The 24,706-nt window shown below is 62.0% G+C and carries 20 protein-coding genes and 2 tRNA genes; 11 read left to right on the top strand and 11 right to left on the bottom strand.

All coding sequences use genetic code 11. From position 1 onward, the window contains the following. Nucleotides 1–66: 66 nt before the first annotated feature. The gene (locus tag DAAHT2_RS09850) at nucleotides 67–1,134 is read right to left on the bottom strand and encodes a radical SAM/SPASM domain-containing protein (RefSeq protein ID WP_013164144.1); all 1,068 of its coding nucleotides are present in this window, start codon (nucleotides 1,132–1,134) and stop codon (nucleotides 67–69) included. 172 nt (nucleotides 1,135–1,306) lie between these two features. On the opposite strand from DAAHT2_RS09850, the gene DAAHT2_RS09855 reads away from it, so the two are divergent. The 3 genes from DAAHT2_RS09855 to DAAHT2_RS09865 all read left to right on the top strand — a co-directional run bounded on the left by DAAHT2_RS09855 (nucleotide 1,307) and on the right by DAAHT2_RS09865 (nucleotide 5,650). Then, nucleotides 1,307–3,016 (top strand): NAD+ synthase, encoded by a 1,710-nt coding sequence (locus DAAHT2_RS09855; protein WP_013164145.1) that lies wholly within the window; start codon nucleotides 1,307–1,309, stop codon nucleotides 3,014–3,016. Nucleotides 3,017–3,041: 25 nt separating this feature from the next. Next, nucleotides 3,042–4,343, top strand: a complete 1,302-nt coding sequence (gene hisD / locus DAAHT2_RS09860; RefSeq protein WP_013164146.1) for a histidinol dehydrogenase — start codon at nucleotides 3,042–3,044, stop codon at nucleotides 4,341–4,343. Nucleotides 4,344–4,738: 395 nt separating this feature from the next. Then, nucleotides 4,739–5,650 (top strand): DUF1461 domain-containing protein, encoded by a 912-nt coding sequence (locus tag DAAHT2_RS09865; RefSeq protein ID WP_157861460.1) that lies wholly within the window; start codon nucleotides 4,739–4,741, stop codon nucleotides 5,648–5,650. A gap of 16 nt (nucleotides 5,651–5,666) precedes the next feature. Here the strand turns inward: DAAHT2_RS09865 and flgM are convergent, their stop codons facing one another. Beyond that, on the bottom strand, nucleotides 5,667–5,972 hold the full coding sequence (flgM, locus tag DAAHT2_RS09870; protein WP_013164148.1) for a flagellar biosynthesis anti-sigma factor FlgM: 306 nt from the start codon (nucleotides 5,970–5,972) through the stop codon (nucleotides 5,667–5,669). Between the two features lie 331 nt (nucleotides 5,973–6,303). On the opposite strand from flgM, the gene polA reads away from it, so the two are divergent. Both polA and DAAHT2_RS09880 read left to right on the top strand, forming a co-directional pair. After that, the gene (gene polA, locus DAAHT2_RS09875) at nucleotides 6,304–9,048 is read left to right on the top strand and encodes a DNA polymerase I (protein WP_013164149.1); all 2,745 of its coding nucleotides are present in this window, start codon (nucleotides 6,304–6,306) and stop codon (nucleotides 9,046–9,048) included. 153 nt (nucleotides 9,049–9,201) lie between these two features. Further along, nucleotides 9,202–11,094: a SurA N-terminal domain-containing protein gene (locus DAAHT2_RS09880; RefSeq protein WP_013164150.1), complete on the top strand. Its 1,893-nt coding sequence runs from the start codon at nucleotides 9,202–9,204 to the stop codon at nucleotides 11,092–11,094. 81 nt (nucleotides 11,095–11,175) lie between these two features. Here DAAHT2_RS09880 and DAAHT2_RS09885 read toward each other — a convergent pair. From DAAHT2_RS09885 to DAAHT2_RS09895, 3 genes are all read right to left on the bottom strand, one after another. Further along, nucleotides 11,176–11,269 (bottom strand) — tRNA-Ser (locus tag DAAHT2_RS09885). Nucleotides 11,270–11,324: 55 nt separating this feature from the next. Further along, nucleotides 11,325–11,410: transfer RNA gene (locus tag DAAHT2_RS09890), tRNA-Ser, on the bottom strand. Between the two features lie 122 nt (nucleotides 11,411–11,532). After that, nucleotides 11,533–11,853, bottom strand: coding sequence for a hypothetical protein (locus DAAHT2_RS09895; RefSeq protein ID WP_245526842.1), 321 nt, complete (start codon nucleotides 11,851–11,853; stop codon nucleotides 11,533–11,535). A 318-nt stretch (nucleotides 11,854–12,171) separates the two neighbouring features. Here DAAHT2_RS09895 and DAAHT2_RS09900 point away from each other — a divergent pair, with 318 nt between their 5' ends. From DAAHT2_RS09900 to DAAHT2_RS09910, 3 genes are all read left to right on the top strand, one after another. Further along, a complete protein-coding gene (locus tag DAAHT2_RS09900) occupies nucleotides 12,172–13,155 on the top strand; it encodes a chromate resistance protein ChrB domain-containing protein (protein ID WP_013164152.1) in 984 nt (327 codons plus the stop codon). Between the two features lie 38 nt (nucleotides 13,156–13,193). After that, entirely contained in the window at nucleotides 13,194–14,057 is an 864-nt protein-coding gene (locus DAAHT2_RS13965) for an HDIG domain-containing metalloprotein (RefSeq protein ID WP_013164153.1), read from the top strand. A gap of 83 nt (nucleotides 14,058–14,140) precedes the next feature. After that, nucleotides 14,141–15,382 carry an MFS transporter gene (locus DAAHT2_RS09910; protein ID WP_157861461.1) on the top strand — a complete coding sequence of 414 codons (1,242 nt, stop codon included), beginning with the start codon at nucleotides 14,141–14,143 and terminating at the stop codon, nucleotides 15,380–15,382. Nucleotides 15,383–15,438: 56 nt separating this feature from the next. Here DAAHT2_RS09910 and radA read toward each other — a convergent pair whose 3' ends face one another. Then, nucleotides 15,439–16,824, bottom strand: coding sequence for a DNA repair protein RadA (gene radA, locus DAAHT2_RS09915; RefSeq protein ID WP_013164155.1), 1,386 nt, complete (start codon nucleotides 16,822–16,824; stop codon nucleotides 15,439–15,441). A gap of 243 nt (nucleotides 16,825–17,067) precedes the next feature. On the opposite strand from radA, the gene DAAHT2_RS09920 reads away from it, so the two are divergent. Genes DAAHT2_RS09920 through DAAHT2_RS09930 form a run of 3 tightly spaced genes read left to right on the top strand, consistent with a single transcriptional unit; the run spans nucleotide 17,068 to nucleotide 19,904 of the window. Beyond that, nucleotides 17,068–17,862 carry a class I SAM-dependent methyltransferase gene (locus DAAHT2_RS09920; RefSeq protein ID WP_013164156.1) on the top strand — a complete coding sequence of 265 codons (795 nt, stop codon included), beginning with the start codon at nucleotides 17,068–17,070 and terminating at the stop codon, nucleotides 17,860–17,862. A 25-nt stretch (nucleotides 17,863–17,887) separates the two neighbouring features. Continuing rightward, on the top strand, nucleotides 17,888–19,186 hold the full coding sequence (locus tag DAAHT2_RS09925; protein WP_049824394.1) for an HDOD domain-containing protein: 1,299 nt from the start codon (nucleotides 17,888–17,890) through the stop codon (nucleotides 19,184–19,186). A 19-nt stretch (nucleotides 19,187–19,205) separates the two neighbouring features. Then, the gene (locus tag DAAHT2_RS09930) at nucleotides 19,206–19,904 is read left to right on the top strand and encodes a sensor domain-containing diguanylate cyclase (RefSeq protein ID WP_049824395.1); all 699 of its coding nucleotides are present in this window, start codon (nucleotides 19,206–19,208) and stop codon (nucleotides 19,902–19,904) included. Between the two features lie 55 nt (nucleotides 19,905–19,959). On the opposite strand, the gene hemW is transcribed toward DAAHT2_RS09930, so the two are convergent. The 5 genes from hemW to rdgC all read right to left on the bottom strand — a co-directional run bounded on the left by hemW (nucleotide 19,960) and on the right by rdgC (nucleotide 24,675). Next, a complete protein-coding gene (hemW, locus tag DAAHT2_RS09935; RefSeq protein WP_013164157.1) occupies nucleotides 19,960–21,099 on the bottom strand; it encodes a radical SAM family heme chaperone HemW in 1,140 nt (379 codons plus the stop codon). Continuing rightward, nucleotides 21,099–21,839 carry a RadC family protein gene (radC, locus tag DAAHT2_RS09940; protein WP_013164158.1) on the bottom strand — a complete coding sequence of 247 codons (741 nt, stop codon included), beginning with the start codon at nucleotides 21,837–21,839 and terminating at the stop codon, nucleotides 21,099–21,101. The genes hemW and radC overlap by 1 nt, the downstream gene beginning before the upstream one ends. Before the next feature lie 20 nt (nucleotides 21,840–21,859). Next, nucleotides 21,860–23,299 (bottom strand): Asp-tRNA(Asn)/Glu-tRNA(Gln) amidotransferase subunit GatB, encoded by a 1,440-nt coding sequence (gene gatB, locus DAAHT2_RS09945; protein ID WP_013164159.1) that lies wholly within the window; start codon nucleotides 23,297–23,299, stop codon nucleotides 21,860–21,862. 17 nt (nucleotides 23,300–23,316) lie between these two features. Beyond that, nucleotides 23,317–23,853 (bottom strand): hypothetical protein, encoded by a 537-nt coding sequence (locus tag DAAHT2_RS09950; RefSeq protein WP_013164160.1) that lies wholly within the window; start codon nucleotides 23,851–23,853, stop codon nucleotides 23,317–23,319. An 84-nt stretch (nucleotides 23,854–23,937) separates the two neighbouring features. Next, entirely contained in the window at nucleotides 23,938–24,675 is a 738-nt protein-coding gene (gene rdgC, locus DAAHT2_RS09955; RefSeq protein ID WP_013164161.1) for a recombination-associated protein RdgC, read from the bottom strand. Between the last annotated feature and the right edge of the window lie 31 nt (nucleotides 24,676–24,706).

Raw genomic sequence — 24,706 nt, forward strand, 5'->3', positions numbered from 1 at the left:
GTTGGCGGTTTAGGGCGGGAATGCGTTAATCTTCAGCGTTCCGCTGTCAAAATAAGCTGTCTTGGTTTACTTACCCGCCGCCAACTTGAGCGGCTGATGACTGCAGAAAGGTTCCTCTGCCAGGTAGTCGCCGCTGACCGCATAGGCCCGGGCCCGGCAGCCGCCGCAAACGTTAACGTACTCGCAGGAGCCGCAGCGCCCGCGGTAGCCTTTGAAATCGCGCATTTCCTTGAACAGCTGGGAGTTTTCCCAAACATCCTTGAATGACTGCTGGCGCAGGTTGCCGGCGGCCAAAGGGAAATAGCTGCAGGGCAGGACGTTGCCATCCACGTCGATAAGGGCGATCAGCTGACCGGCCAGGCAGCCTTTGGAGCCGCCGGTGGAAAACTGCAGAGTGCGCTGCTGAAACTTTTCCCCTTCTTCCTTGGCTTTTTGCCGCACCACCCGGTAATAGTGAGGGGCGCAGGTGGGCCTTACCAGCAGGTCATCTTCCTGCTTTTCCATCTGGTAATGCCACTCCAGCAGTTCTTCATATTCTTCCGGGCTGATCAGCTCGGCCATGATATCCTCACCCCGGCCGGTGGGCACGATCATGAACATGTACCAGGCCTTGGCCCCAAGCTCTTTGGCCAGCCGGTAAACCTTGGGGATCTCCGCCTGGTTGCGCTTGGTAAAAGAAGAGTTGATCAGGAAAGGAATGTCATGCTCCTTGAAAAGCCGGGCGGCATTGATGGTACCGTCAAAGGCCCCGGGCTGGTTACGGAAGTTGTCGTGCACCGTGGCATCGGCCCCATCGAGACTGAGGGAAACCATACGGATGCCCGCCTCTTTCAGCCGCCGGCAGACCTGCTCGTTAACCAGGGTGCCGTTGGTGGCCAGGCACATCCGCAGCCCCTTGCCGGTTCCGTAGGCAGCGATCTCGAACACGTCATCGCGCAGCAGCGGCTCGCCGCCGGAGAGCACCACCACCGGCGAGGCGTAGGAGGCGATATCATCCAGGATACGCTTGGCCTCGTCAAAACTGAAATCGGGGTGCTCCTTGGCCTCCAGTTCAGAAGAGGAGCGACAGTGCACACAGTTGAGATTGCAGCGCCGGGTAATCTCCCAGGCCAGCCATTTGGGGTCGAATTCCATGGGGTTGATTCCTTGATGAACGACTACGTTTCAGGTTGGCCGCCGGTGGCCGACGACAACAATAAACTAAATATGCAAATTTAGCCGTTCACCAGGATTTTGCAAGAAAAATGAGAAATTTGCCACGCTCTCCAGACTGGCCGGGGGCGACAAACTGTGCTATGCTGCCGGCATGAAACTGGCCCTGATACAAATCAATCCGCGAATCGGCGACTTCCGGCACAACACCGAGGTTATTATCGATCGCTGCCGCCGAGCCGCCAACCTGGGTTGCGAACTGGCGGTGCTGCCGGAACTGGCGATCAGCGGCTACCCACCCGAGGACCTGCTGGAAAGGCCGGACTTTTTGGCCCACCACCAGCGGGCCCTGGAACGACTGCTCAAAGAGATCCGGGGCATCGGGGTGCTCTGCGGCGCCATTATCCCCAACCCGGCGCCCACCGGCAAGCCGCTGCACAACGCGGCCCTGCTTTTTGCCGACGGGGAGATACTGGCCACCACCACCAAACGCCTGCTGCCCACTTACGACGTTTTTGGCGAAAGCCGATATTTTGAACCTGGTCCGCCGGGAAAAATTATTGAATTTCAAGGGTTGCGCCTGGCCATTACCATCTGCGAAGATGTCTGGAACCACGTTATCTTTACTCCCCACAGGCCTTATCATCATGACCCGGTGGCGGAACTGCTGGGGCCTCCCGCTGCCCGCTCCGGCAATACACCGGCCCCGGCGGACCTGCTGGTCAATATCGCCGCTTCGCCTTTTGAAAGCGGCAAAACGGCCCGGCGGGAACAAATTTTTCAAACCATCAGCCGCCGCTACCAAATACCGCTGGTCTTTGTCAACCAGGTGGGCGGCCAGGACTCCCTGATTTTCGACGGCGACAGCCTGGCTTACAACACTGACGGCCGGGTGATTTGCCGGGCGGCCAGGTTCCAGGAAGACCTGACGGTGTTTGCCCTGCCGCAAGCCAGCGGCCCCGGTGAAGAAACAGCACCATCCGCCGGCGCCAACTTACCCGGCGCCGACCACGACCTGGAAGCCGCCGAGATTCTGGCCGCCCTGGTGCTGGGCACCGGCGATTTTGTCCGCAAGTGCGGCTTTTCTCAGACAATTCTCGGCCTTTCTGGGGGTCTGGACTCGGCCCTGACGGCGGTGATCGCCGCCCAGGCCCTGGGGCCGGCCAAGGTGCTGGGGCTGGCTTTACCGTCGGCTTACTCGGCCCCCGCCAGCCAGGAGGATGCCCGAGCCCTGGCGGCTAACCTGGGCCTGGCCTACGAGGTGCTGCCCATCGACCAGGTGCTGGCCGCTTACCGCCCGGCCCTGGCCCCGCTTTTGGGCGACCAGAGCTGGCCCGGGCTGGTGGAGCAAAACCTGCAAGCCCGCATCCGGGGCAATTTGCTGATGGCGGAAAGCAACCGCAGCGGCCGGCTGCTGCTGAACACCGGCAACAAGTCGGAACTGGCGGTGGGTTACTGTACCCTTTACGGCGACATGTGCGGCGCCCTGGCGGTGCTTGCCGACGTGCCCAAAACCATGGTCTACCGCCTGGCCAAGCTGGTCAACCGGGAAGAAGAAATCATCCCCCGGCGCACCATCGAGCGCCCGCCCAGCGCCGAACTGGCCCCGGGGCAGCGGGATGACGACGAACTGCCGCCGTACGAGGTACTGGACCCCATCCTGCAGGCCTACCTGGAAGAGCAGCTTGAGGCGGCGGCCATTATCCAGCGGGGGTACCCCGCGACCGTGGTCAATGAGGTGATTGAGCGCATCCACCGCAATGAGCACAAACGGCGGCAGGCCCCGCCGGGGTTGAAAATCAGCGGCAAGGCCTTCGGGGCCGGCCGCCTTTACCCCCTGACCGCCAACTATCAACCATCATAGATAAAGATCTCGACGAGGAAAGACCATGGCTTTAACTCCCCTAACCACCGCCTCCAAGGCCGGACAGGCCCGTCTGACCGCCCTCTATGACCGTTTTCAGCAGGCCGACGACAACTGCCGCCGGCAGGTCGAAGAGATCATCAACCAGGTTCGCCACCAGGGTGATGCCGCCCTGGTGGAGTATACCCGGCGCTTCGACTCCCCCGCCTTCGAAGCGGCCCAATTGCGGGTCAGCGAGGCGGAAATCGAGGCGGCCTGCGCCCAGGTGGACCATGAGCTGATGGGGCATCTGCGCCGGGCGGAAAAACGTATCCGGGAGTTTCACGAGCGGGAACGTGAGCAGTCCTGGATCGAAACCCGGGAAAACGGGGTGATTACCGGCCGGCTGGTGCTGCCGGTGGACAGTGCCGGCCTCTATGTCCCCGGCGGCCAGGGGGGCAGCACGCCGCTGGTCTCCTCGGTGCTGATGAACGGTGTTCCCGCCGGTATTGCCGGAGTTAAACGGCGGGTTATGCTGACCCCGCCGGACGCCGAAGGCAAGGTCAACCCCGCCCTGCTGGCCGCCGCCCGGGAAATCGGCATCAGCGAGATCTACAAGGCGGGCAGCGCCTGGGCCATCGCCGCCCTGGCCTACGGCACCGAGAGCATCGCCCCGGTGGATGTAATTGTCGGGCCGGGCAACCAGTACGTTACCGAAGCCAAGCGCCAGGTTTCCGGCCGGGTAAGAATCGACATGATCGCCGGCCCTAGCGAAGTCCTGGTGGTGGCCGACCACACCGCCGAGCCCACCTACGTGGCCGCCGACCTGCTGGCCCAGGCCGAGCACGATCCCCAGGCCCTGGCCATGTGCATCTGCACCGACCAGGAGATGGCAACCCTGATCGCCGCCGCCGTGGCTGAACAACTGCCGCAGCTTGAACGCCGGGAAATCGCCGCCCGCTCTTTGGCCCAGCGCGGCGCCCTACTGGTGGCCGCCGACCTCGACGAGGCCATGGAGCTGGCCAACCGGCTGGCCGTGGAGCATTTGGAGTTGATGATCGCCGACCCCTTCGCCTGGCTGCCCAAGGTACGCCACGCCGGAGCCATTTTCCTGGGCAAGTACACTCCGGAGTCGGCCGGCGACTACCTGGCCGGACCCAACCACGTGCTGCCCACCATGGGTACCGCCCGCTTTTCGTCGGCCCTGGGAGTGGAGACCTTTGTCAAGAAATCCAGCCTGATCAGTTACAGCCGCGAGGCCTTGCTGGCCGACCAGAAGGCCATCGACCGCCTGGCCCGGCTGGAGGGGCTGACGGGGCACGCCCGCTCCGCCACCCTTCGCACCTGAAAACGTGGAGCAGCACCGCATCTTCGGGCGATCAGCCAGGCTTACGTACAGGAGTACGCTGCGCCTGGCTGCTTGCCCGAACCTGCGGCACTGCTCCACGTTTTCCCCCTGTTGAAGGTTGTTTTGAGTGCGGCTCTTACCGGGCGGGGGAGGACAGAGCAACATGAAACTCGCATGCAGCTTGGACGGGGGCCGCGGAAACCGGTAGCGGCGGGTTTGGCGGCGGCCGGGCACATGGACGTGCAGGAGGCCGACGCCACCTCGGAGGCGGGCAGGATGCCCGCCGAGAATGAGCCGCTACCGGTTTCCGCGGCCCCCACCCCCTGGCCACAACCAAGTAACTTAGTGCTACAATATTTAACGACAAACTCTATTATTTCTACCGAATGCTGCCGATGATCCGTTTTGACAGCTCACGATTGCGCAAAATGCCCGGCTGGCTGCTGGCCGTTTTTTTGTTGCCGGTGGCTTTGCTTTTGGGCTGGCTTTTGCTGGCGAGGGTGGATTTTCTTTATCCCGTCTGGTACCGGGTGCTGACCATTGAGGACCATATCGCCCATTATGCGCCGCAGAACCAGCAAGGTCGGGCGGATTTCGTGGAGACTACGCCGACGGAGCACCGCCGGCTTTTTGGGTTGATTGTCCGGGCCATCGAAGGCCGGGGCGAGCCGCTGGACGAGGCGGTGTACCATGATGCCGCCGGGCGGGAGTTGGGGAAATTTCTGCGGGCCGAGGAGGTGGGGCACCTGAAAGATGTGGAACGGCTGGTGGCCGTGCTGACCGCCGCCGGCTGGTGGTTTACGGCGGCGGCCGGGTTGCTGGTGATGCTGCTGTGGTGGCGACAGTTGCCCTTGCCGCCGCCGGCCGGGGTGGCGCTGATGTGGCTGCTGCTGCTGGGCGTCGGCGGGATGATTTTATGGTGGCAGGGGCCGCAAACGGTCTTCGACCAGTTGCACGAGTGGGTTTTTCCGCCCGATTACCCCTGGTTTTTTTACTACCAGGACTCGCTGATGACCACCACCATGAAGGCCCCCCAGATCTTTGCCGCCATCGCCGCCCTCTGGACCGCCCTGGCCCTGCTCTTTTACGCCCTGCTGTACATCGGCGCCCGCCGGTTGCTGGCCCGCTCGCCCAAGGCTGATCCCGGCAAAAAAATAAGCGCTGGCCAGGCGGCGCAAAAAGCGGTGCCCGGTGAGCGCTTGAATAAAAAAACCGCCGATGAGGACGGTTCCGGCACCCCCGGCAAAGCGGCTCGGACCCGGCGGCAAAAGAAAAAGCCCCGAGCCCGGCGCCCTCGACGGGGATGAATTAATTGCGATTCGCTTACGACAGCGACCGATCGGAAATCAGGGTCTGCAGCATGCGCTCGGCCACGGCCTCGGCATCTACCCGATATTCACCCCGCTCGATCTGGCCCTTCAAGGCCTGAATCTTTTCCATGCGGACCTCCGGAGTCTGGGCCAGTACTTCCTTGACCCGCTGAATATCCTGGGTCCCGGCGGAGAGGTTGACCTTGTCGGACCCCTGCGCAGCTCCGGCGGGCTCCTTGGCGGCCGCTGCCGGTTCGTTGCGCTTGACCTGCTGCACCTTGTCGGTCTTTAACTGGGGAAAGATATTTGTCAGCTTCATGGTCCCTGCTCCCGGGGCACCCGCCGCGACGACCCCCGCCGCCGCGTGGATTTCCGTGCTTATGACAGCCTCCGTGCCGCCACCTTATAATCAGCCGGTACCGGCCAAGAGTGCCGCCGGCTGTTGATCAGTAAATCTTGCTCGTCAAATTAATATTCGTCAGTCACCCACCATGCACCTCAAAACGCCGGATGCATTCAAAAGGCCGTTGGGTTGTCTTTAATTCAGGCTGTGTACTAACATATCGGACCAGTCAGGGCAAACTTTAAACTATTTTAACGGCACGGCTCAACATTTACAAGATTGACCGCGCCTGGTATGATCGCCGGCCATGAGCAGCCGGGAACCCCTTTACCTTATCGACGGCAGTGCCTATATCTACCGGGCCTATCACGCCATCCGGCCGCTGAGCAACGCCGCCGGGCAACCCACCCACGCCGTTTACGGATTCACCACCACCCTGTTGCGGGTTATCCGCGAAAAAACGCCCCGCTACCTGGCCATTGCCTACGACTCCAAAGGCCCTAATTTCCGGCATGAAATTTACCCCGCTTATAAGGCCAACCGGCCGGAGATGCCGGCGGACCTGGCCTGCCAGATTCCTTACATTAAAGAGGTGGTCAGCGCCTATCACATCACCACCCTGGAGCAGGCCGGCGTCGAGGCCGACGACCTGATCGCCGCCGCCGCCCGCCGGCTGGCCGGCCCCGACCAGCCGCTGATCATCGTTTCCGGCGACAAGGATCTGCTGCAACTGGTCAACGAATGGGTCACCCTCTGGGACCCCATGCAGGACACCTTCATGGATCCGGCCGCGGTGGCCAAAAAATACCAGGTCTCCCCGCAACAGCTGCTGGATTATTTTGCCTTGATCGGCGACTCTTCCGACAACGTGCCGGGGGTTCCCGGAGTAGGCCCGAAAACGGCGGCCAAGCTGATCGACCAGTTCGGCAGCCTGGAACAGTTGTTTGCCAACCTGGAGCAGGTCAGCGCCGCCAAACTGCGGGAAAAACTGGCCGCCCACCGACAAGACGCCCAGCTGGCCCGCCGCCTGATCCGGCTAAAAGACGACCTGGAGTTGCCCACCAGCCTGGACGACTACACTTTGCCGCCGCCGGACCAGGACAAACTCCGGCAACTGTTTACCGAGCTGGAGTTCACCCGCCTGATCAAAAGCGAGCTGCAGGCGGAAAAAATCGCCGCCGACGCCTTTCAGCTGATTAACAGTCTGGACCAACTGCACGAACTGGTGGCAATACTGGCCGCCGACCCGGCCCCGCTGGTGATCGACACCGAAACCACCTCACTGGACCCCCTGCAGGCCGAACTGGTGGGCATCTCCCTAACTCTGGCCGCCCCCGGCAGCGACGAAAGCGAGGCCAAAGCTTCCCGGACGGCGGCAGGAGAAAACGGAGCCTGCTGGTATCTGCCCATTGCCCACCGCCGGGAAGACGGCAGTGCGGCGGCCAACCAGTTGCCCCTGGCCGAGGTGCGCCGGGCTTTGGCCCCCCTACTGGCCGATGACCGGCGGCTCAAGCTGGGCCACAACCTTAAATATGACCTGCAGGTGCTGCACCGCCACGACCTGCCCCTGGCCCCTCCCCTGGCGGACACCATGATCGCCTCTTACCTCATCGACCCCTCCCGGCGCTCCCACGGGCTGGATGTGCTCAGCGAAGAGCTGTTGCAACGGCGGCTTACCTCCTTTGCCGAGGTCACCGACCGCGACCGGCGGCCGGAAGCCTTCGCCCACGTGGCCCCCGCCGCGGCCGCCGCCTACTCCTGCGAGGACGTTGCCGCCACCCGCCTGCTGTGGCAGCTTTTCCAACCCAAACTGGCCGAACTGGAACTGGCGGAACTGTTTTACCAGGTGGAGATTACCCTGCTGCCGATTCTGGCCCGTATGGAGCGGGTGGGCATTCTGCTGGATGGTCAGGTGCTGAAGGAACTGGCGGCGGAGTTCAGCCAGGAGCTGGAACGCTTGAGCAGCAAAATCTACCAACTGGCCGGGGTCGAATTCAACATCAACTCTCCCCGCCAGCTGGGGGAGGTGCTCTTTGAACGCCTCAAGCTGCCCCACGGCCGTAAAACCAAAGGAAAAACCGGCTATTCCACCGATATTCGGGAACTGGAACGGCTGGCCGCTTACCACGACCTGCCGGCGGCGATCATCGCCCAGCGTAATCTGAGCAAGCTCAAATCCACCTATGTCGACAAACTCAGCACCCTGATCAACCCCGCCGACGGCCGCATCCACACCTCTTTCAACCAAACGGTCACCGCCACCGGCCGCCTGAGCAGCAGCAACCCCAATTTGCAGAATATCCCCGTCCGCACTCAAGAGGGACGACGGATTCGGGGGGCCTTCATCGCCGCCCCCGGCCACCGCTTCCTGGCCGCCGACTACTCCCAGATCGACCTGCGGGTGCTGGCCCATTACTCCGCCGACCCCATGCTGCTGGAGGCCTTTCAGCAGGATCAGGATATCCACCGCCGTACCGCCGCCGAGATCTTCCGGGTTAATCCGGCCATGGTCACCGCCGACATGCGGCGGGTGGCCAAGACCATCAACTTCGGCATCATCTACGGCATGAGCGCCTTCGGCCTGGCCGAGCAACTGCGCTGCAGCCGCAAGGAGGCCCAGGTTTTCATCGACCGCTACTTCGAACTCTACCGGGGGGTTAAAACCTTCATGGAAGAAATTGTCGAACAGGCCAGGCGCGACGGCTTTGTCCGGACCCTGCTCAAGCGGCGCCGACAATTGCCGGAAATTAACAGCAGCAACAAACTGCGCCGGGAGTTTGCCGAACGCACCGCCATTAACACCCCCATCCAGGGAACCGCCGCCGATATCATCAAGCTGGCGGCCATCGCCTGCGACCGGGAACTGCGCCGGAAAAATTTTAACACCGAAGCGTTGCTGCAAATTCACGACGAGCTGATCTTCGAGGTGCCGGAAGATGAACAGGCGGCAGTGGGCAAACTGGTGCAGCAGGCCATGGAAAACGTAATGGAATTGACCGTGCCCTTACGGGTAAACCTTAAAAGTGGCCCCAACCTGGCCGCCACCGAATAAAGCATCACCACCGCCGAGCAGCACAGCACCGGCGGCAAAACCAAAAAAGATTGACGCAACAGCGAAAAAAAACTAGATTGTACGGTTGCTTAGCAACCTCTTAAAGAGACACAGATTAACCTCTTGCCAATATTTTTTGCTTAAGGATCACCCATGCTTTCTTTACTACGCCGCAAAGCCCGTTCCCCCCTTATCCAGGCCGCCGTGGTCATCATCATTCTGGTCTTCATCCTCTGGGTTCCCCAGATGGGCGGAAACGGCGACCCGGGCACGGTGGCCACGGTCAATGACCAGCCCATTTCCACCCGGGAGTTTCAACGCCGTTACAACGACCTGCTGGGACAGTACCGGGATCAGTTTGAGGGGGCCATCCCCAGCGAACTGATCGAGGCCCTGGGGCTCAGGGAGCAGGTGCTCTCCCAGATGGTCCAGGAGACACTGCTGCTGCAGAGCGCCCGTAAAACCGGCCTGCCGGTGAGCAGCGAGGAGCTGCAACAGGCGGTACAAAGCATGGGCGAGTTCACCGAAAACGGCCAGTTCAGCCTGCAGCTTTACCGCCAAATTCTGGCCGCCAGCCGGCTCAGTGTGCATGAATTCGAAGCCGGGCTGCGCACCGATCTGCTGCGGCGCAAGATCCTGGAGCACCTGATGGGCTTTGCCCAGGTCAGCGACCAGGAAGTGCGGGAACGCTTCCACCGCGACCACGACCAGGTGCGTTTAAGCTATCTCTACCTGCGGGCCGACGATTTCCGCGCCGCCCAGGACCCAACCTCGGAAGAGATCGAGGCCTATTTTGCAGAGAAAGACCACCGCTACCGTACCCCACCCCAGGTACGCATCGACTACCTGCTGTTCCCCGCCGATGACACAGAGATGACCATTGAGGAAGAAGACCTGGTTGCCTATTACGAGCAGAACCGCGACCGTTTCGACACCCCGGAACAGCGCCGGGCCCGCCACATCCTGATCCGCAGCCGATCAGACGCCCCCGAAGAAACCAGGGCCCGCCAGCGGCAGCAGGCGGAAACGGTGCAGGAACTGGCCCGGGAAGGTCAGGATTTCCGGCAACTGGCCCTGCTCTACTCCGAGGATCGCAGCGCCGAGGATGGCGGTGATCTGGGCTTCTTCCGCCGGGGCGAAATGCTGGAGCCGTTGGAAGAAGCGGTCTTTGCCATGGAGCCCGGCGAGATCAGCGACATTGTCGAGACCTCTCTGGGGTTCCATGTTATCAAGCTGGAAGAGATTCAGGAGCCGCAAACGATCACCCTGGCCGAAGCGGAAGCGGAAATCCGGCGGGAAATCCTGCGCAGCCGGGGCCGGCAGATGGCCTTCAACCGGGCCAACGAGGTCTATGAAAGCATTCTGACCACCGGCAGCCTGGCTCGCGGCGCCGAAGAAGGCGGCGTAAGCCTGCAAAGCACCGGCCTGTTCACCCCGGAGCAGCCACCCGCCGCCCTGCGCCGCCACCCGGAAGCAGTCTCCAGCGCCTTTGAGCTTAACCGGGGCGAGTTGAGTTCGATTATCTCCACCCAGGACGGTTACGCCATCATCTATGTCCAGGAACGGGAAGAACCCCAGGTGCCGCCCTTAGCCGAAGTGCTGGACCGGGTACGGGCCGACCTGATCGAAGAACAGGCCGCCATGGCCGCCCGCCGGGCCGCCGAGGAACTGCTGGCCGCCCTGCAGGAAGGGCAGGACCTGCAGCACCTGGCTGCCGCCGAAGGCTACCGGGTAAGGGAGTCCGCCTGGTTCTCCCAGGCCACTGCAGCCGCCACCGACCTGCCCGCCCGAGTGGCCCGCACCGGCCTGACCCTAACCAAGGAAAACCCGGTACCCGGCACCGTCCAGTCGGCCAATGACCGTTTCTACGTCATCAAGCTGCAACAGCGCCGGACAGCCGACGAAGAACTCTTCCAGCGCTGGGCCGAGCCCATCGAAAACGATCTGTTGATGGCCAAGCAGGAAGCAATGATCGACACCTGGATCCAGCACCTGCTCCAGGAAGCCAAGATCACGGTCAGCGAGGGAACGCTACGGAGTTTGTAAAAAGCGGACCACACCAAAAGGAAAAGCCCTGATATTTCAGGGCTTTTTTTTTAACGTTCCGGACTTTGCCGGATTATGGGGTGGCGGAGAGAGAGGGATTCGAACCCTCGGTGGAGCTTTAAACCCCACACTCGCTTAGCAGGCGAGCACCATCGGCCAACTCGGTCATCTCTCCGCAGCAATCAAAGGCGGGTATTGTTTGCTGCCCGAGCCGGTGGCGACGGTTTAACTGGCGGAGGAGGTAGGATTCGAACCCACGGTACTTTCGTACAACGGTTTTCAAGACCGCCGCCTTAAACCACTCGGCCACTCCTCCTGGTAGAAGCTCGGGCAGAAAGGTGCTATGTACCATTACCCCGGCCCAATGTCAATCCCGGCGTCGTCAACGACAGGGCTGCATCAAAGTCGCTTGATGCCTGCAGAGGTGCCGGGACAGCCTTATAGCTTTTTCATCTCCCGTCCCGCCTCTTCCGGGCTTTCCAACTGGTAGAAGCGGACCTTCCTGCTGCGGGGAAACTCTCTTTTGGCGATGACTTTCAGCAACCTGGGCAGCTCATCCATGGTGGTGGTGAAAGCATTTTCCTCATATCCCCACTCCCGCACCTGCAGAGTGCCGTCCTCCTGCTTGAAAACCGCCAACCCACGGTTTCTTTTATAGGTCAGAATTTCAAGGCCGGCCGGAGGAGTCATTTTGTTCAGCCGCTGCCGAACCTGCTTGCCGATATTGTCGATGCTGATCAAGGCCATGGAGATAGACATTTACCATAATTGAACAAAATATCACCGGCAGGATTAAATCCATACGTCTCCACCAAAATACCGAAAACACCTGATCGACCGCCGACCGGCATGTCAACAAATTAATTTTGATAGCCTTGTTGCAACAACCTGCCAAACTGTTGATTAACAACGCGGAAACGATTGGTTACAAATAGTGCCCAGTCGGCGGCGCGGTTTTTTGGCGACGCCGACATTTTTTTGGAACAGCCAAAACACGGAGCTTCCTCTTGACTTTTTATGACACATGACACATTCTTAAAGACACAACTGAGACATAAAGACGGAGGTGTGATTAACATGAACTGGTTGCTGATGATCCATCAGATTCCGGCCAAGCCCGGGTACCTGCGGGCCAAAATTCTGCGCCGCCTGCAACGGGCCGGGGCGGTGGCGCTCAAGCAATCGGTATATATCCTGCCGGACCGGGAAACGTGCCGTGAGGATCTGTTGTGGATTGAAAAGGAGATTGTCAGCGGCGGCGGCGAGGCGATCATGGTCCGGGCCGAATTGTTGACGGGTCTCGATGACGAGCAGGTAGCCGATCTCCTGCGGTCGGCCCGACGCAGCGATTACGAAAAAATCCAGGCCGAGATCAAAACCCTGCTGACCTCCATGCGGCATGAGGAGGAAGAGATGACGGCAGCGGAAGAGGATTTCGAACGCCAAAGGGAGCTGTTGAAGCAGATCGCCAAACTGCGCAAGAGCCTGGAAGAAACAGCGGCCATCGATTTTTTCTCTCTGCCGGAGCGGACTGCAACGGAAGCACTGCTTCACAACCTTGAAACCGCCCTGCGAAATTCATCGGCCGGGGCCTCCGAGCGGCCGGTGGTGTCGGACGATCCTGCCGCCGTAGCCGGTAAAACCTGGGTTACCCGCCGGGATCTCTATGTTGACCGGATGGCCAGCGCCTGGCTGATCCGCCGCTATATCGACCCGGCAGCCCGTTTTCACTTCACCGCCGCCGATCGGGCTGAGGCCGCCCCCGACCGAGTCCGCTTCGACATGGCCGAGGCGGAATACACCCATGAGGGCAATCAGTGCACCTTCGAAGTGCTGGTCCGCCGTTTCGGCCTCGACGAGCCGGCCTTAAGAAAAATCGCCGAGGTGATCCACGATATCGATCTTAAGGAAACCGCGTTCGGCCGACTGGAAACCGCCGGCATCAAGGCCCTGTTCGACGGCATTGTCGCAGGGGAGACCGATGACCTGGCCAGAATCGATCGCGCCGGCACCGTCCTGGACGGCCTGCTGGCCTATTACCAAGCCCACTCCCGGCCTTGAAGCCGGGCCAAACAAAACAGAAAAACGGAGGAACCGTTATGCCCCCCACCGAAAAGCATTTTATCACCAGTTTGCGCAGAACCGGCCATGATTATGCCGACCTGCACCGTTGGATCGACGATCCGGAACACAAAAACCAGCGTCACGACTTCACCCGCATTCCCGATTTTGCCCCGCAGATGGTCGACCGCTTCGGCGAAGAAGGTATGCGGGAATACGTCGAGCATTTGCGAGAGGATATGGAGAAGAAGTTTGCCAAAATCAACCAGCAGTACCAGGATGGCATGCGGGAGGCCCGGGAATATTTCGGGATCACGGCCCGGATGCAGGCCGATGCCGGCGACTACCAACTCGACCCCAAGGATATCGATTTGCTGCGCCAGGCCGGGATGAACGAGCCGGACCTGGAGCACAGCCTGAAGGTGGCCGCAAAAGCCCTGGCGATCGCCCGGCGTACCGGCGCCGAGCTGGACCTGGCCCTGGTTGGTCGGGGCGCACTGTTCCACGACCTGGGCAAGGTCAAGACCCACTGGATCAGCCATGGCCGGGTCGGAGCGGAGCTGGGGGCCGAACTGGGCCTGCCGCCGGAAATTAACGCCATCATGGAAAAACATATCCGGGGCGGCTTGACCGAAGCGGAGGCAGTGGAGTTGGAGTTGCCCGTCAAGGATTACACCCTGAAGCGGCTGGAGGAAAGGATCGTCATCTATGCCGACCGGCTGGTGGATATCATCCATGACGGCATTGTCGCCCTCAGTGATGAGGGTGAGGCGGAACAACGTTTTGAGGAAATTCTGAAGGAATATCCCAAGTACGGCAAGAACGCCGCCACCCTGGCCCGCTACCTGAATTACCATCGCGAAATTCAGGGGTTGATCGCCAAGGAGGGTGTGAACCGCTGAACGAGCGCCGGCGGGCGTGAGTTGTCACACCCCCGCCGGCAAGTGACTGTTCGGACCTGAAGCCCATGGTGCTTTCACCTTTTATGATGCTTTGCGGAGTGGGGTTGCTGGCCATTTTCAGCAGCACCATTTCCAAGAGCCCGGCCTTGCCGCTGTTGGTCGATTATCTGGACGGAGATCCGGCCATGCTGGGGCTGGTGGCGGCGGTTTCCGCCGCCACCGGCATCATCTTCAGCCTGCCCGCCGGTTTGCTTTCGGACCGGATCGGTCGGCGGCGGATGTTGCTGGTCGCCGCCGTGGTCTTCGCCACCGCCCCCTTTCTCTATCCTCTGGCGGTCACCCCCTGGCATTTGATCCTGATTCGCCTTTACCACGGCCTGGCCACCGCGATCTTCATTCCCGTGGCCCTGGCCATGGTCGGTGACCTTTATCAACAAAGCCGGGGCGAAAAAATGGGCTGGTTCTCCACCGCCACTCTGCTTGGCCGTTTCGCGGCGCCGGCCACCGGTGGTATGCTCCTCGGCCTGTACGGAGCGGATCCCGCCAAGGGGTTTCTGGTGGTCTATCTGGTTTGCGGCGGTGCCGGCGTGGCGGTACTGCTGGCCAGCCTGGCCTTGCCGGTAGCCGCCCCAGCCAGCTCCACCGGCCCCGCCGGCCCCGCCGCTGCTGTCGCTTCCGCCGCGACTACTCGGGACCATGCTAGTTCGCCGGCCCCCGTCGCCGCCGACGGCAACTGGCGAAGCGATCTTTACGACCTGCTCGGCAACCGGCCTTTAATGGCGACCTGCGCCGTGGAGGCCGCCATCCTGTTTGCCTACGGGGTGTTTGAAACCTTTCTGCCGCTGCATGCCCTGGCTGTGGGGTTAAGCGTTTACCAGATCGGGATTTGTCTCTCAGCCCAGATTATCACCGTCGCCCTGCTCAAACCGTTGCTGGGCCGTTTCTCCGATCGGCATGGCCGGCCGCCGCAGATTCTGTTCGGCACCCTGGCCAGCGGAGTTACCATTTTGCTGTTCGCCCGGGTTGAATCCTTTCCGGGCTTGCTGTTGCTGAGCATGATCCTGGGGCTGACCATCGCCCTGGTCAGTGCCGCCGTGGCCGCCCATATTGCCGATCTCAGCCGCCGGGGCCGGGGCGGCTCGGCCATGGGCATGCTCGGCTCGATCATGGATATCGGCCACACTGCCGGCCCCCTGCTGGGCGGCCTGCTGGCCTTTTATTTCGGAATGCCGGCAGCCTTCCTCGGCGCCGCCGGGGTTCTTTTCCTGGCCGCCGCCTGCTTCCCGTTCAGTCAAAGGATGTCGCGCGCACAAGGCCGAGGGTAAATGACCACGGGGCACCCCGTGATCATTTACGGCCGAAGACTGTGAGCTGATAGCGGTCAGGAAGGGGGACGGGAAGCGGCCGGGCTTTCGGGCAGGATGGCCAGGGCCTGGGCCAGTTTACCGACGGCGGTTACCGCCATGCCGGGGATTTTTTCCGGCGGCTGGTTGGCCTTGGGGACCAGCGCCTGCTTGAAGCCGTGCTTGGCCGCCTCCCGCAGGCGTTCCTGGCCGTTGAGCACCGGCCGGATCTCACCGGCCAGACCCACCTCGCCAAAGACCACCAGATCCGCCGGCAGGGGCCGGTTGCGCAGGCTGGAGGCCACCGCCAGCAGCAGGGGCAGGTCGGCGCTGGTTTCGCTCACCCGCACCCCGCCCACCACATTGATAAAGACATCCTGGTCGTAAGTGGCCAGCCGGCCGTGGCGATGGAGCACGGCCAGCAACATGGCCAGCCGGTTATGCTCCAACCCCACCGCCAGGCGGCGGGGAATCTCGGCCCGGGACTGGTCCACCAGGGCCTGCATCTCCACCAGCAGCGGCCGGCTGCCCTCCCACAGGGCGGTGACCAGGCTGCCGGGGGTGATCTCCTCCTGGCGGGAGAGGAAGATGGCGGAGGGGTTGCTGATCTCTTTCAGGCCCCGGTCGGTCATGGCGAAGACCCCCAGTTCGTTGACCGCCCCGTAACGGTTCTTCACCGCCCGCAGCATCCGGTAACGGCTGTCCAGGTTGCCTTCGAAATAGCAGACCACGTCGATGATGTGCTCCAGCACCCGGGGGCCGGCAAGGTCGCCCGACTTGGTAACATGGCCCACCAGGAAAACGGCGGTGCCGCTTTGCTTGGCGTAGCGGGTAAGCAGGGCGGCGGCTTCGCGCACCTGGCTGACGCTTCCGGGGGCGGAGTTGAGCGCCCCCACCTGCATGGTCTGGATCGAATCGATCACCAGCACCTGCGGTTTCAAATCGGCGGCAGTGGCCAGGATGTTTTCCACCACCGTTTCCGCCTGCAACATGACCCCCTCCTTGGGCAGCCCCAGGCGGCGGGAGCGCATGGCAATCTGGCGGGGCGACTCCTCACCGGAGACGTACAACACCCGCCGGCGCCCCCCCATGGCGCAGCTTACCTGCAACAGGCCGGTGCTTTTACCCACCCCGGGATCACCGCCCACCAGCACCACCGAACCCGGCACCAGGCCGCCGCCCAGCACCCGGTCGAATTCCGCCAGACCGGTGCTGATCCGGGGCGCCTCATCCAGGTCCACCTCACCGATGGCCTGCACCGGGCTCACCACCCCGCTGTAACCGGCCCGGCCGCCGGGCAGGGCCGGTGCGGCCGAGCGCTCTTCCAAAGTATTCCACTGGCCGCAGTCGGCACACTGGCCGGCCCACTTGCCCACCTCGGCCCCGCAGGCGCTGCAGACATATACGGTTTTGTTTTTGGCCATTTTTTCCCTTTAGACTAAGCGACAAAGAACCTGGTTGGCCAGGGCAAAGGCCCCGCTGCTCAATTTACCCAAGATAGTTCCATAATCCTGCGGCGGCGTCAAAGTAAAGCGTGGCTGCAACTCGGCGATCAGAAATACCGCTTGAAAAACACCCCAACCAGAATGTACCCTGAAATCTGGCTTGATTCGGGCTATAAGCTCTTTTATCAACGCCACCATTGGCTCAAAGGGAACTCAAATCGCATGAATCAGCCCACTCCTCGTTTTTGGCAGCTTTTCTTCGAGCTCTTCGAAAGCCTGCCCCGGCAAGGGCCAGGCAATCGTGAGTGCGCCGCCAGGGCCCTGGGGCTTTGCCAAGAGCTGCCGCAATCCCCCATGATCCTCGACCTGGGCTGCGGAGTCGGCGGACAAACGCTGCAGCTCGCAGAACTTATCCCCACAGGCTCCATCGTGGCCATCGATAGCCATGCGCCAAACATCCAACGATTGCAGGCGGCCATAGCCGAGCGCGGCCTTGCCCAGCGGGTCAGCGCCATCGTCGGAGATATGTCCCGCCCCGGGCAGTCGCCGGGTAGTTTCGACCTCGTCTGGTCGGAAGGCGCCCTCTACAATATCGGGTTGAGGAACGCCCTGCGCGTCGGCCGAGATCTGTTACGCCCCGGCGGCTACCTGGCCTTCACCGAACCGGTCTGGCGAAAGGAGAACCCGCCGCCGGAGGTCAAGGAAAGCTTCGACCTGGACTATCCGACCATGGGACGGCTGGATGACGTTCTGGCGGCGATCCGAGACCGCAGGCTCCAACTGGTGGGGCACTTCACCCTGCCCGACGAGGCATGGTGGGACGATTTCTACACCCCCATGGAGGTCCGCGTTGCCGAGTTACGCCGCAAGTACGCCCGTGACGCCGAAGCTGCCGCCATCCTCGACCAACTCGCCGAAGAGCCCGCAATGCACCGCCGCTTTTCCGCCTTCTATGCCTATGAGTTCTTCGTAACCCGTCGCCCTCTTGCGGATACTGGGCCAACCTTATTCCAATGAGGCAGATGAGATAAAGGAGCTACCCGTGCAGGAGATCCCTTCCCTGCTGCCCCAGCCCAAAGCGGTTGCGGCAGCCCTCGACCGGCCGGTCAGCGAATTGCCCAGCCTGCCGGTGGTGGCCCTCAAGCTGCTCAAACTCACCAGCGATATTGAATCCTCTTCCCTGGATCTGGCCCGGGTGGTGGAGACCGACCCGGCCCTGACCGCCAAGGTGCTGCGCATCATTAATTCGGCGGCCTACGCCCTGCCCCGCAAGATTTCCTCGGTCCAACAGGCCGTGGTCCTGCTGGGCTTCTCCACCATCCGCACCCTGGCCCTGGAGGTGACCCTCTTTGAACAACTGGTACCCTCCCAGCACGGCCTGGCCTTTGATCGAATCTTCTTCTGGCGCCACTGCCTCTCGGTGGCCGGCCTGAGCATGGCCTTCGCCGAAAGCCTGGGCCACCCCGAACCCCAGGAGGTTTACGTGGCCGGCCTGCTCCACGATATCGGTAAAATTATCCTGGATGTCTACGGCCGCATCAGTTACCGGGAGTTCCTCAACAACATCTCCCGTTCCGAAGGGCTGCTGGTGGAGGAGGAGCGAGCCCTCATCGGCCTGAGCCACGACGAGGTCGGTGCCTTTTTCTGCGCCGAATGGGGTATTCCCCAAGGGATTATGCTGGCGATCAGATTCCACCACCAGCGCTTCGGCCATCTCAACCTGCCCGCCGATCAGGCCCTGCTGGTGGCCAGTGTGGCCCTGGCCAACTTCATTGCCTGGACCCAGGGCAACGGCTCGGTCAACCTGCTGGGCCACCCCATCCTCCAGCCCGAAGTGGAGCAGATCATCGATCTGGAGCGGCTCAACTTGCAGGATATGATCCGGCGGATGGAGCAGGAGGTCAAAAGCGCGGCGGATTTCTACCAATTTACTTTCCCCTCTCCTGAGGAGCAGCAGGAGAATTTGCTCCGGACCAACCTCCGCCTGGCCAGGATGAACACCCGCTTCTATTATGCCCGGGAACGGGAGCAAAACCAGGTAAACTCCGAGCTGACCAGGATGCGCGACAGCTTGACCAGCCCCCATCGCAGTCTGGACGCCGAAGAGATCATCGCCGCGACCCTGACCTCCATCCAGCGGGACTTTGGCCTGGACCGCCTCTACCTGATGCGAATCGACCATGGGAGCCGCAGCCTGCAAATAACCAATGCCCTGGACACGGTGGACTCGGGCGTGGACCTCACCGCCTCCACCCTGGCCATCACCCCCCTCTCCGGCGCCCTCATTTCCTCTCTGCGCAACCGGGAGCCGATCCTGATCCTCCGGCGCCGACCGCGGTGAAACCGAGGCCCTGACCATATTGCAAGCCCGGGAGGTTGGCCTGGTTCCCTTTGCCAACAACAACCGGGTCCTTGGCCTGATCGGGATGGACAACTGCCGCTCGGGCAAACCGATTCGGCCCGGCATCCTTCAGGCGGTGACCATCGTGGCCAACGAGTTGGGAATGGCCCTGGAGAATGCCCGGCGTTTCGCGGAGGTCTCCCAACGGGCCACCGTGGACGGGCTTACCGGAGTGAGCAACCGGGATACCCTGGACGCCATGCTGATCAAGGCCTTTGCCACCGCCACCACCGAAGCAACCCCCCTCTCCCTGGCCATGTTCGATGTGGATCACTTCAAGAAGTTCAACGACCGTTACGGCCACCAGGCCGGCGACACTATCCTGGAGTTGCTGGGAGCCACCGCCCGGAAGTTGACCAGACCCTCGGACCAGGTGGGCCGCTACGGTGGCGAGGAGTTCCTGATCATCCTCAACCGTACCGACCACCATGAAGCCCTCCATTTCGCCGAACGATTACGCCGGGAGATCGAAAAACTCGGCCTGCTGCTGGGGAAAAGATTTCCCGACACCCCCCTGACGGTAAGCGTCGGGGTAAGCTCGCTCAGTCCCACCATGGAAAACCCGAGGCAACTGGTGGCCCTGGCCGACCAGGCTCTCTACCGGGCCAAGCAGGACGGCCGCAACCGGGTGGCCGGCCTGCCCTCACCGCCAGCTTAAAAGGTGTTTTACTGGATCCATAAGCGGATCTGGCGGAATCCACTTTATTTTTCCTTTAGACCAAACGACAAAGAACCTGGTTGGCCAGGGCAAAGCCCCGCTCGCTCAAGGCGATCCTTTCCCGGTCCGCCACCAGCAGGCCCTGGGCGATCAGTTCATCCAGGATGGGTCCGTAATACTGCTGCGGGGTCAAGGCAAAGCGTTGCTGCAACTGGTCAACCCGCAAACCCTGGCGCAGGCGCAGGCCCATGATCACCGTCTCCCGGAAGGCGGCCGGCCGGCCCAGCAGCTCGGCCTCGGCATAGGGCGCCCGGCCGGCGGCCAGCAGGCGCCGGTAGCGGCCCGGGGCGGCGACGTTGACCAAGCGCAGCCCATCCAGGCAGGAGACCGCCGCCGCCCCCAGACCAAGGTAAGAGCCGTTGTGCCAGTAATTGAGATTGTGGCGGCAGGCGCGGCCGGGGCGGCAGTAGTTGGCCACCTCGTAATGCTGATAACCCGCCGCCAGCAAGGCTTGCCTGGCCTCCTGCTCCAGTTCGGCGGACAGATCCGGTTCCGGCAGCACCAGGTGGCCGGCGGCCAGCGCCCGGCCCAGCGGCGTCTCAGCCTCCGGGGTCAACTGATAGATGGCCAGGTGCTCCGGCTGCAACTCCAAGGCGGTGGCGATATCGGCGCGCCACTGGCGGCGGCTTTGGCCCGGCAGGCCATACATCAGGTCCAGGTTGAGATTGGCAAAACCAGCCTGTCGGGCCCATGCCACCGCCTGCCGGGCCTTGGCGCCGTCGTGGCGGCGGCCGATCCGGTGCAGCAATTGGTCGTGAAAACTCTGCACCCCGATACTGATGCGGTTAAAGCCGCCCCGGCGCAGTTGCCGTAACAACTCCGGGGTCAGGGTGTCGGGGTTGGCCTCCAGGCTGATTTCCGCCTCCGGGTCGAGCCGGAAGAGCTTACCCAGCCCGGCGAGCAGGTCGGTTAAGACCGGGGCCGGGTAGATGGTGGGGGTGCCGCCGCCGACAAAGAGGGTGGCAAATTTTTTTTCCTGGCTCCAGGGCAACTCCGCCAACTGCCGGGCCTGGGCCAGCAAGGCCGCCGGATAGCCGGCCGGCGGCCGGCGGCAGGGCCAGGAGCTGAAAGCGCAATAACTGCATTTGCTGCGACAAAAAGGAATATGCAGGTAAATTCCGGCCTTTTCGGGCATCAGCCGGTGCCTGAAAGGATGGGGCGGCAATGCTGGCGGATCTCTTCCATCAGGCCGTGGTCGGCAAAGCTGTAGGGGCGCTGGTCGGCGCCGACGACGCAGTGGTCCAGCAGTTGGATTTCACATAAGGCCAGGGCCAGGTATAGATGGCGGGTGAGGCGGCGGTCCTGCTCGGAGGGGTTGGTGTTGCCGGAGGGGTGATTGTGAGCCAGAATCACCGCCGCGGCGTTATGGGCCATGGCGGTTTTGACCAGTTCCCGGGGATGCACCGAAGCGGCGGTAAGGGTGCCGGTGGCGATTTCCTCCAGCGCCAGGATGCCGTAGGAGGCGTCCAGCAGGATGGCCACCAGGGTCTCCCGGCTCAAGCCCCGCATGGCGTGCAGCAGGTAATCCCCCACCTCCCGGCTGGAGCGCAGGTACTCCTTGCCGATCAGCCGCTCCCGCAGGTAACGCCGGGCCACGGCCTGGACAAAATGGATGGCAAAGGCGTTCTTGCTCCCCACCCCCTTTACCTGCTCCAACTCCTGCTGAGAGGCATCCAGCACCCGGCTCAGCGAGTTGTTGAAGCGGGCCAGCAGCTCCCGGGCCGGCTCCTTGCAATCCCGCCGCGGGGTGCCCATGGTGAGCAGCAACTCCAGCATGTCGCTGTCGGTAAGGCCGTCGGCGCCGTGGGCTAGAAAGCGATCCCGCAACCGCTGGCGGTGCCCTTCCCCCTTGCTTTTGCTGCCATCGCTGGTCATAAGCGGACTTTGGGCTGGAATTATGCTCCTTGAAGTTCCCGGCTGAAAAGCTGGTTGGCCAGTTGCGGGTTGGCCTTGCCCTTGGTCTGTTGCATCAACTGGCCGACGAAAAAGCCCATCACCTTGCTCTTGCCGCCCTTGAACTGCTCCACCTGCTCCGGGTTGGCGGCGATGATCTCCCGCACGATGGTCAGCAACTCGCCCTCGTCGCTTACCTGCACCAGGTTCTTTTCCTTGACCACGGTGTCGGGGTCGGCCCCGGAGCTCATCATCTCCTCGAAGACCGTTTTGGCGATCTTGCCGCTGATCATCCCCTCGTCCACCATGGTCAGCAGGCGGGCCAGGTGCGGTGGGCTGACCGGGCAGGCGGCGATGTCGATGCCCTCGTCGCCCTTCATCACCCGCATCAGTTCGGTCATGATCCAGTTGCTGAGCTTCTTGGCCGCCGGGTAGGCGGCCAGGGCCTGTTCAAAGTAGTCGGCCAGCTCCCGGCTGGAGGTCAACACCTCGGCGTCGTAATCCGGCAGGCCGAGCTGCTCGATGAAGCGGGTCTTGCGGGCCAGGGGCAGTTCCGGCAGGCCGGCGCGGACTTCCTCGAGCCAGCTTTCATCGATCTCCACCGGCACCAGGTCGGGGTCTGGGAAGTAGCGGTAATCGTGGGCCTCTTCCTTGGAGCGCATGGCCTGGCTGACCCCCTTGTCGGCGTCCCAGAGCAGGGTCACCTGCACCACCTCCCGGCCGTCCAGCAGCAGGTCGCGCTGGCGGCGCTCCTCGTACTCCAGGGCCTTTTGCACGTTGCGGAAGGAGTTCATGTTTTTCAACTCGGTGCGGGTGCCGAACTCCTCTTGCCCCTTGGGCCGCAACGAGATATTGGCGTCGCAGCGAAAACTCCCTTCCTGCATGTTGCCGTCGCAGATATCGAGATAGCGGACGATGGCATGCAGCTTGCGCAGGTAAGCGGCGGCCTCGGCCGGCGACCGCAGGTCCGGCTCGCTGACGATCTCCAGCAGCGGTACCCCGGTGCGGTTGAGATCGACATAGCTTTGCGGCTCGTGTTCGTCGTGGATCAGCTTACCGGCATCCTCCTCCATGTGGATGCGGGTAATGCCGATGCGGCGGCTGGGCGCCCCTTCAAGCTCGATGGTCAAGGCGCCGTGCTCGGCAATGGGCCGGTCGAACTGGGAGATCTGGTAACCTTTGGGCAGGTCGGGGTAAAAATAGTTCTTGCGGGCGAAGATATTGCGCCGGTTGACGGTGCAGTCGGTGGCCAGGGCCAGCTTAATGGCAAACTCCACCACCCGGCGATTGAGCACCGGCAGCACCCCGGGCATCCCCAGGCAGACCGGGCAGGTATTGCTGTTGGGCGGGCGACCGAATTCGGTGGAGCAGCCGCAGAAAATTTTGCTCTTGGTTTTAAGCTGGGCGTGCACTTCCAGCCCGATAACGGTTTCCAGTTCCATGATTGCTTGCAACTCCTTTACCCTTTACGGACCCAGGCTTGCACCCGCTCCAATTCCTCCGGCCACTGTTCGCCGCAGCGCAACTCGAGAAAGGCCCGGAAAAGCTGGTCGATGGTGCGCTGGGCCGTTTCATAAAGACCGATCTGGTCCAGCAGCCGGCCTTCCACTTCCATGGGATCGTCACTCTCGCCGCTGCCGGTTTCGGTTTTGGGCAGGCGAACGTTTTGGAATTCAAAGAGGCGAGCCTTCAAGGTCAGGCTCCATTCATGGTTGTCGATTTCAAAACGGATCCGGGCCTGTTCCGGTTTTTTGCCCAGGGCCAGGCCGGCCCGGGCCTCCTTCAACTCGGTCATCAGGCCGCGGCAAACCAGCTTTTCGTGGGCCTCGCCCTCGCCGTATTCCAGCAGCATGTGCTTTTCAAAGACTACCAGGATCTCCCGGCCCAGTTCCGGCACCATCACCGCCCCGCCCCGCTCCTCGCTCTTGTACCAGAGCCAGAGCAAAAACTCCTGGCCCAGGAAATGCTTTTCTTCGATCAGGTCGACCAGATCCACGTTTATCTCCCATATCTCCCCGAAACCGGCCCGGTGCGGGCAGGCCGGCGCCTGGCTTGGCAACCCGTTACAGGTCGGGCAAAGTTAAATGAAAATCGCCGGGGACAAATCCGCCAGCGGGCGGTGCCGCTCTGGCGGCAGCAGGTGTTCGGCCGCCAGATAGGGCGGCTGCAAAATAATGCCCAACTCGAAGGTGTTGCGGAACAGCTCCTCGAAGGTTTCCTGGGCCTTCTGGTTGCCGGAGAAAAAGAGAATGGTCCCTTCGGCCAGGTTCCAGCACATGTCGTAAACCGCCGGGGCCGGAAAGGATTTTTTCAGCAACATCAGGTGCATGTTGTCTTTGATCTCAATCTTCTGGGCCCGGCTCAGCTTGGGCACCTGGTGCATCTTTTTCAGGCGCTCTTCTTCCTTGAGGCAGAATTTTTTCAAAATCCGGGCCGCCACCTTGCGCTCGTCCACCCGCATGCTCATGGCCAGGTAATCGCCCACCGCGTAAGGCCCCTGGCTGAAGTCATGATCAAACATGCTGGCCAGCGACACCCACCCCACCGATTGTTCATCGAAGGTGTCATCGATATCGCGAAAGGCATGGGCGACGATCCGTTGGGCGGCGAAATCCCAGAAATTTTCCGGCATCTCACCTTCCACCGCGTAGCGGACAAAACCGCCCGAGCGGGACATGATTCCCATTTTATTCTCCCTTAAACTGGTTGGCGCTGCACCGCTGAACAGACCCGGCAGCCCCATGATGGCCGACACAAAAACGGCAAAATAGCAGACCATGGCGGCTCCGACAAGCACTTTCACCGGCGGCCGCGCCATGTGGCAGCTTTCCCTTGACATCGGTGCCAGG

It is taken from the genome of Desulfurivibrio alkaliphilus AHT 2, from assembly GCF_000092205.1.
Lineage (GTDB): Bacteria > Desulfobacterota > Desulfobulbia > Desulfobulbales > Desulfurivibrionaceae > Desulfurivibrio > Desulfurivibrio alkaliphilus.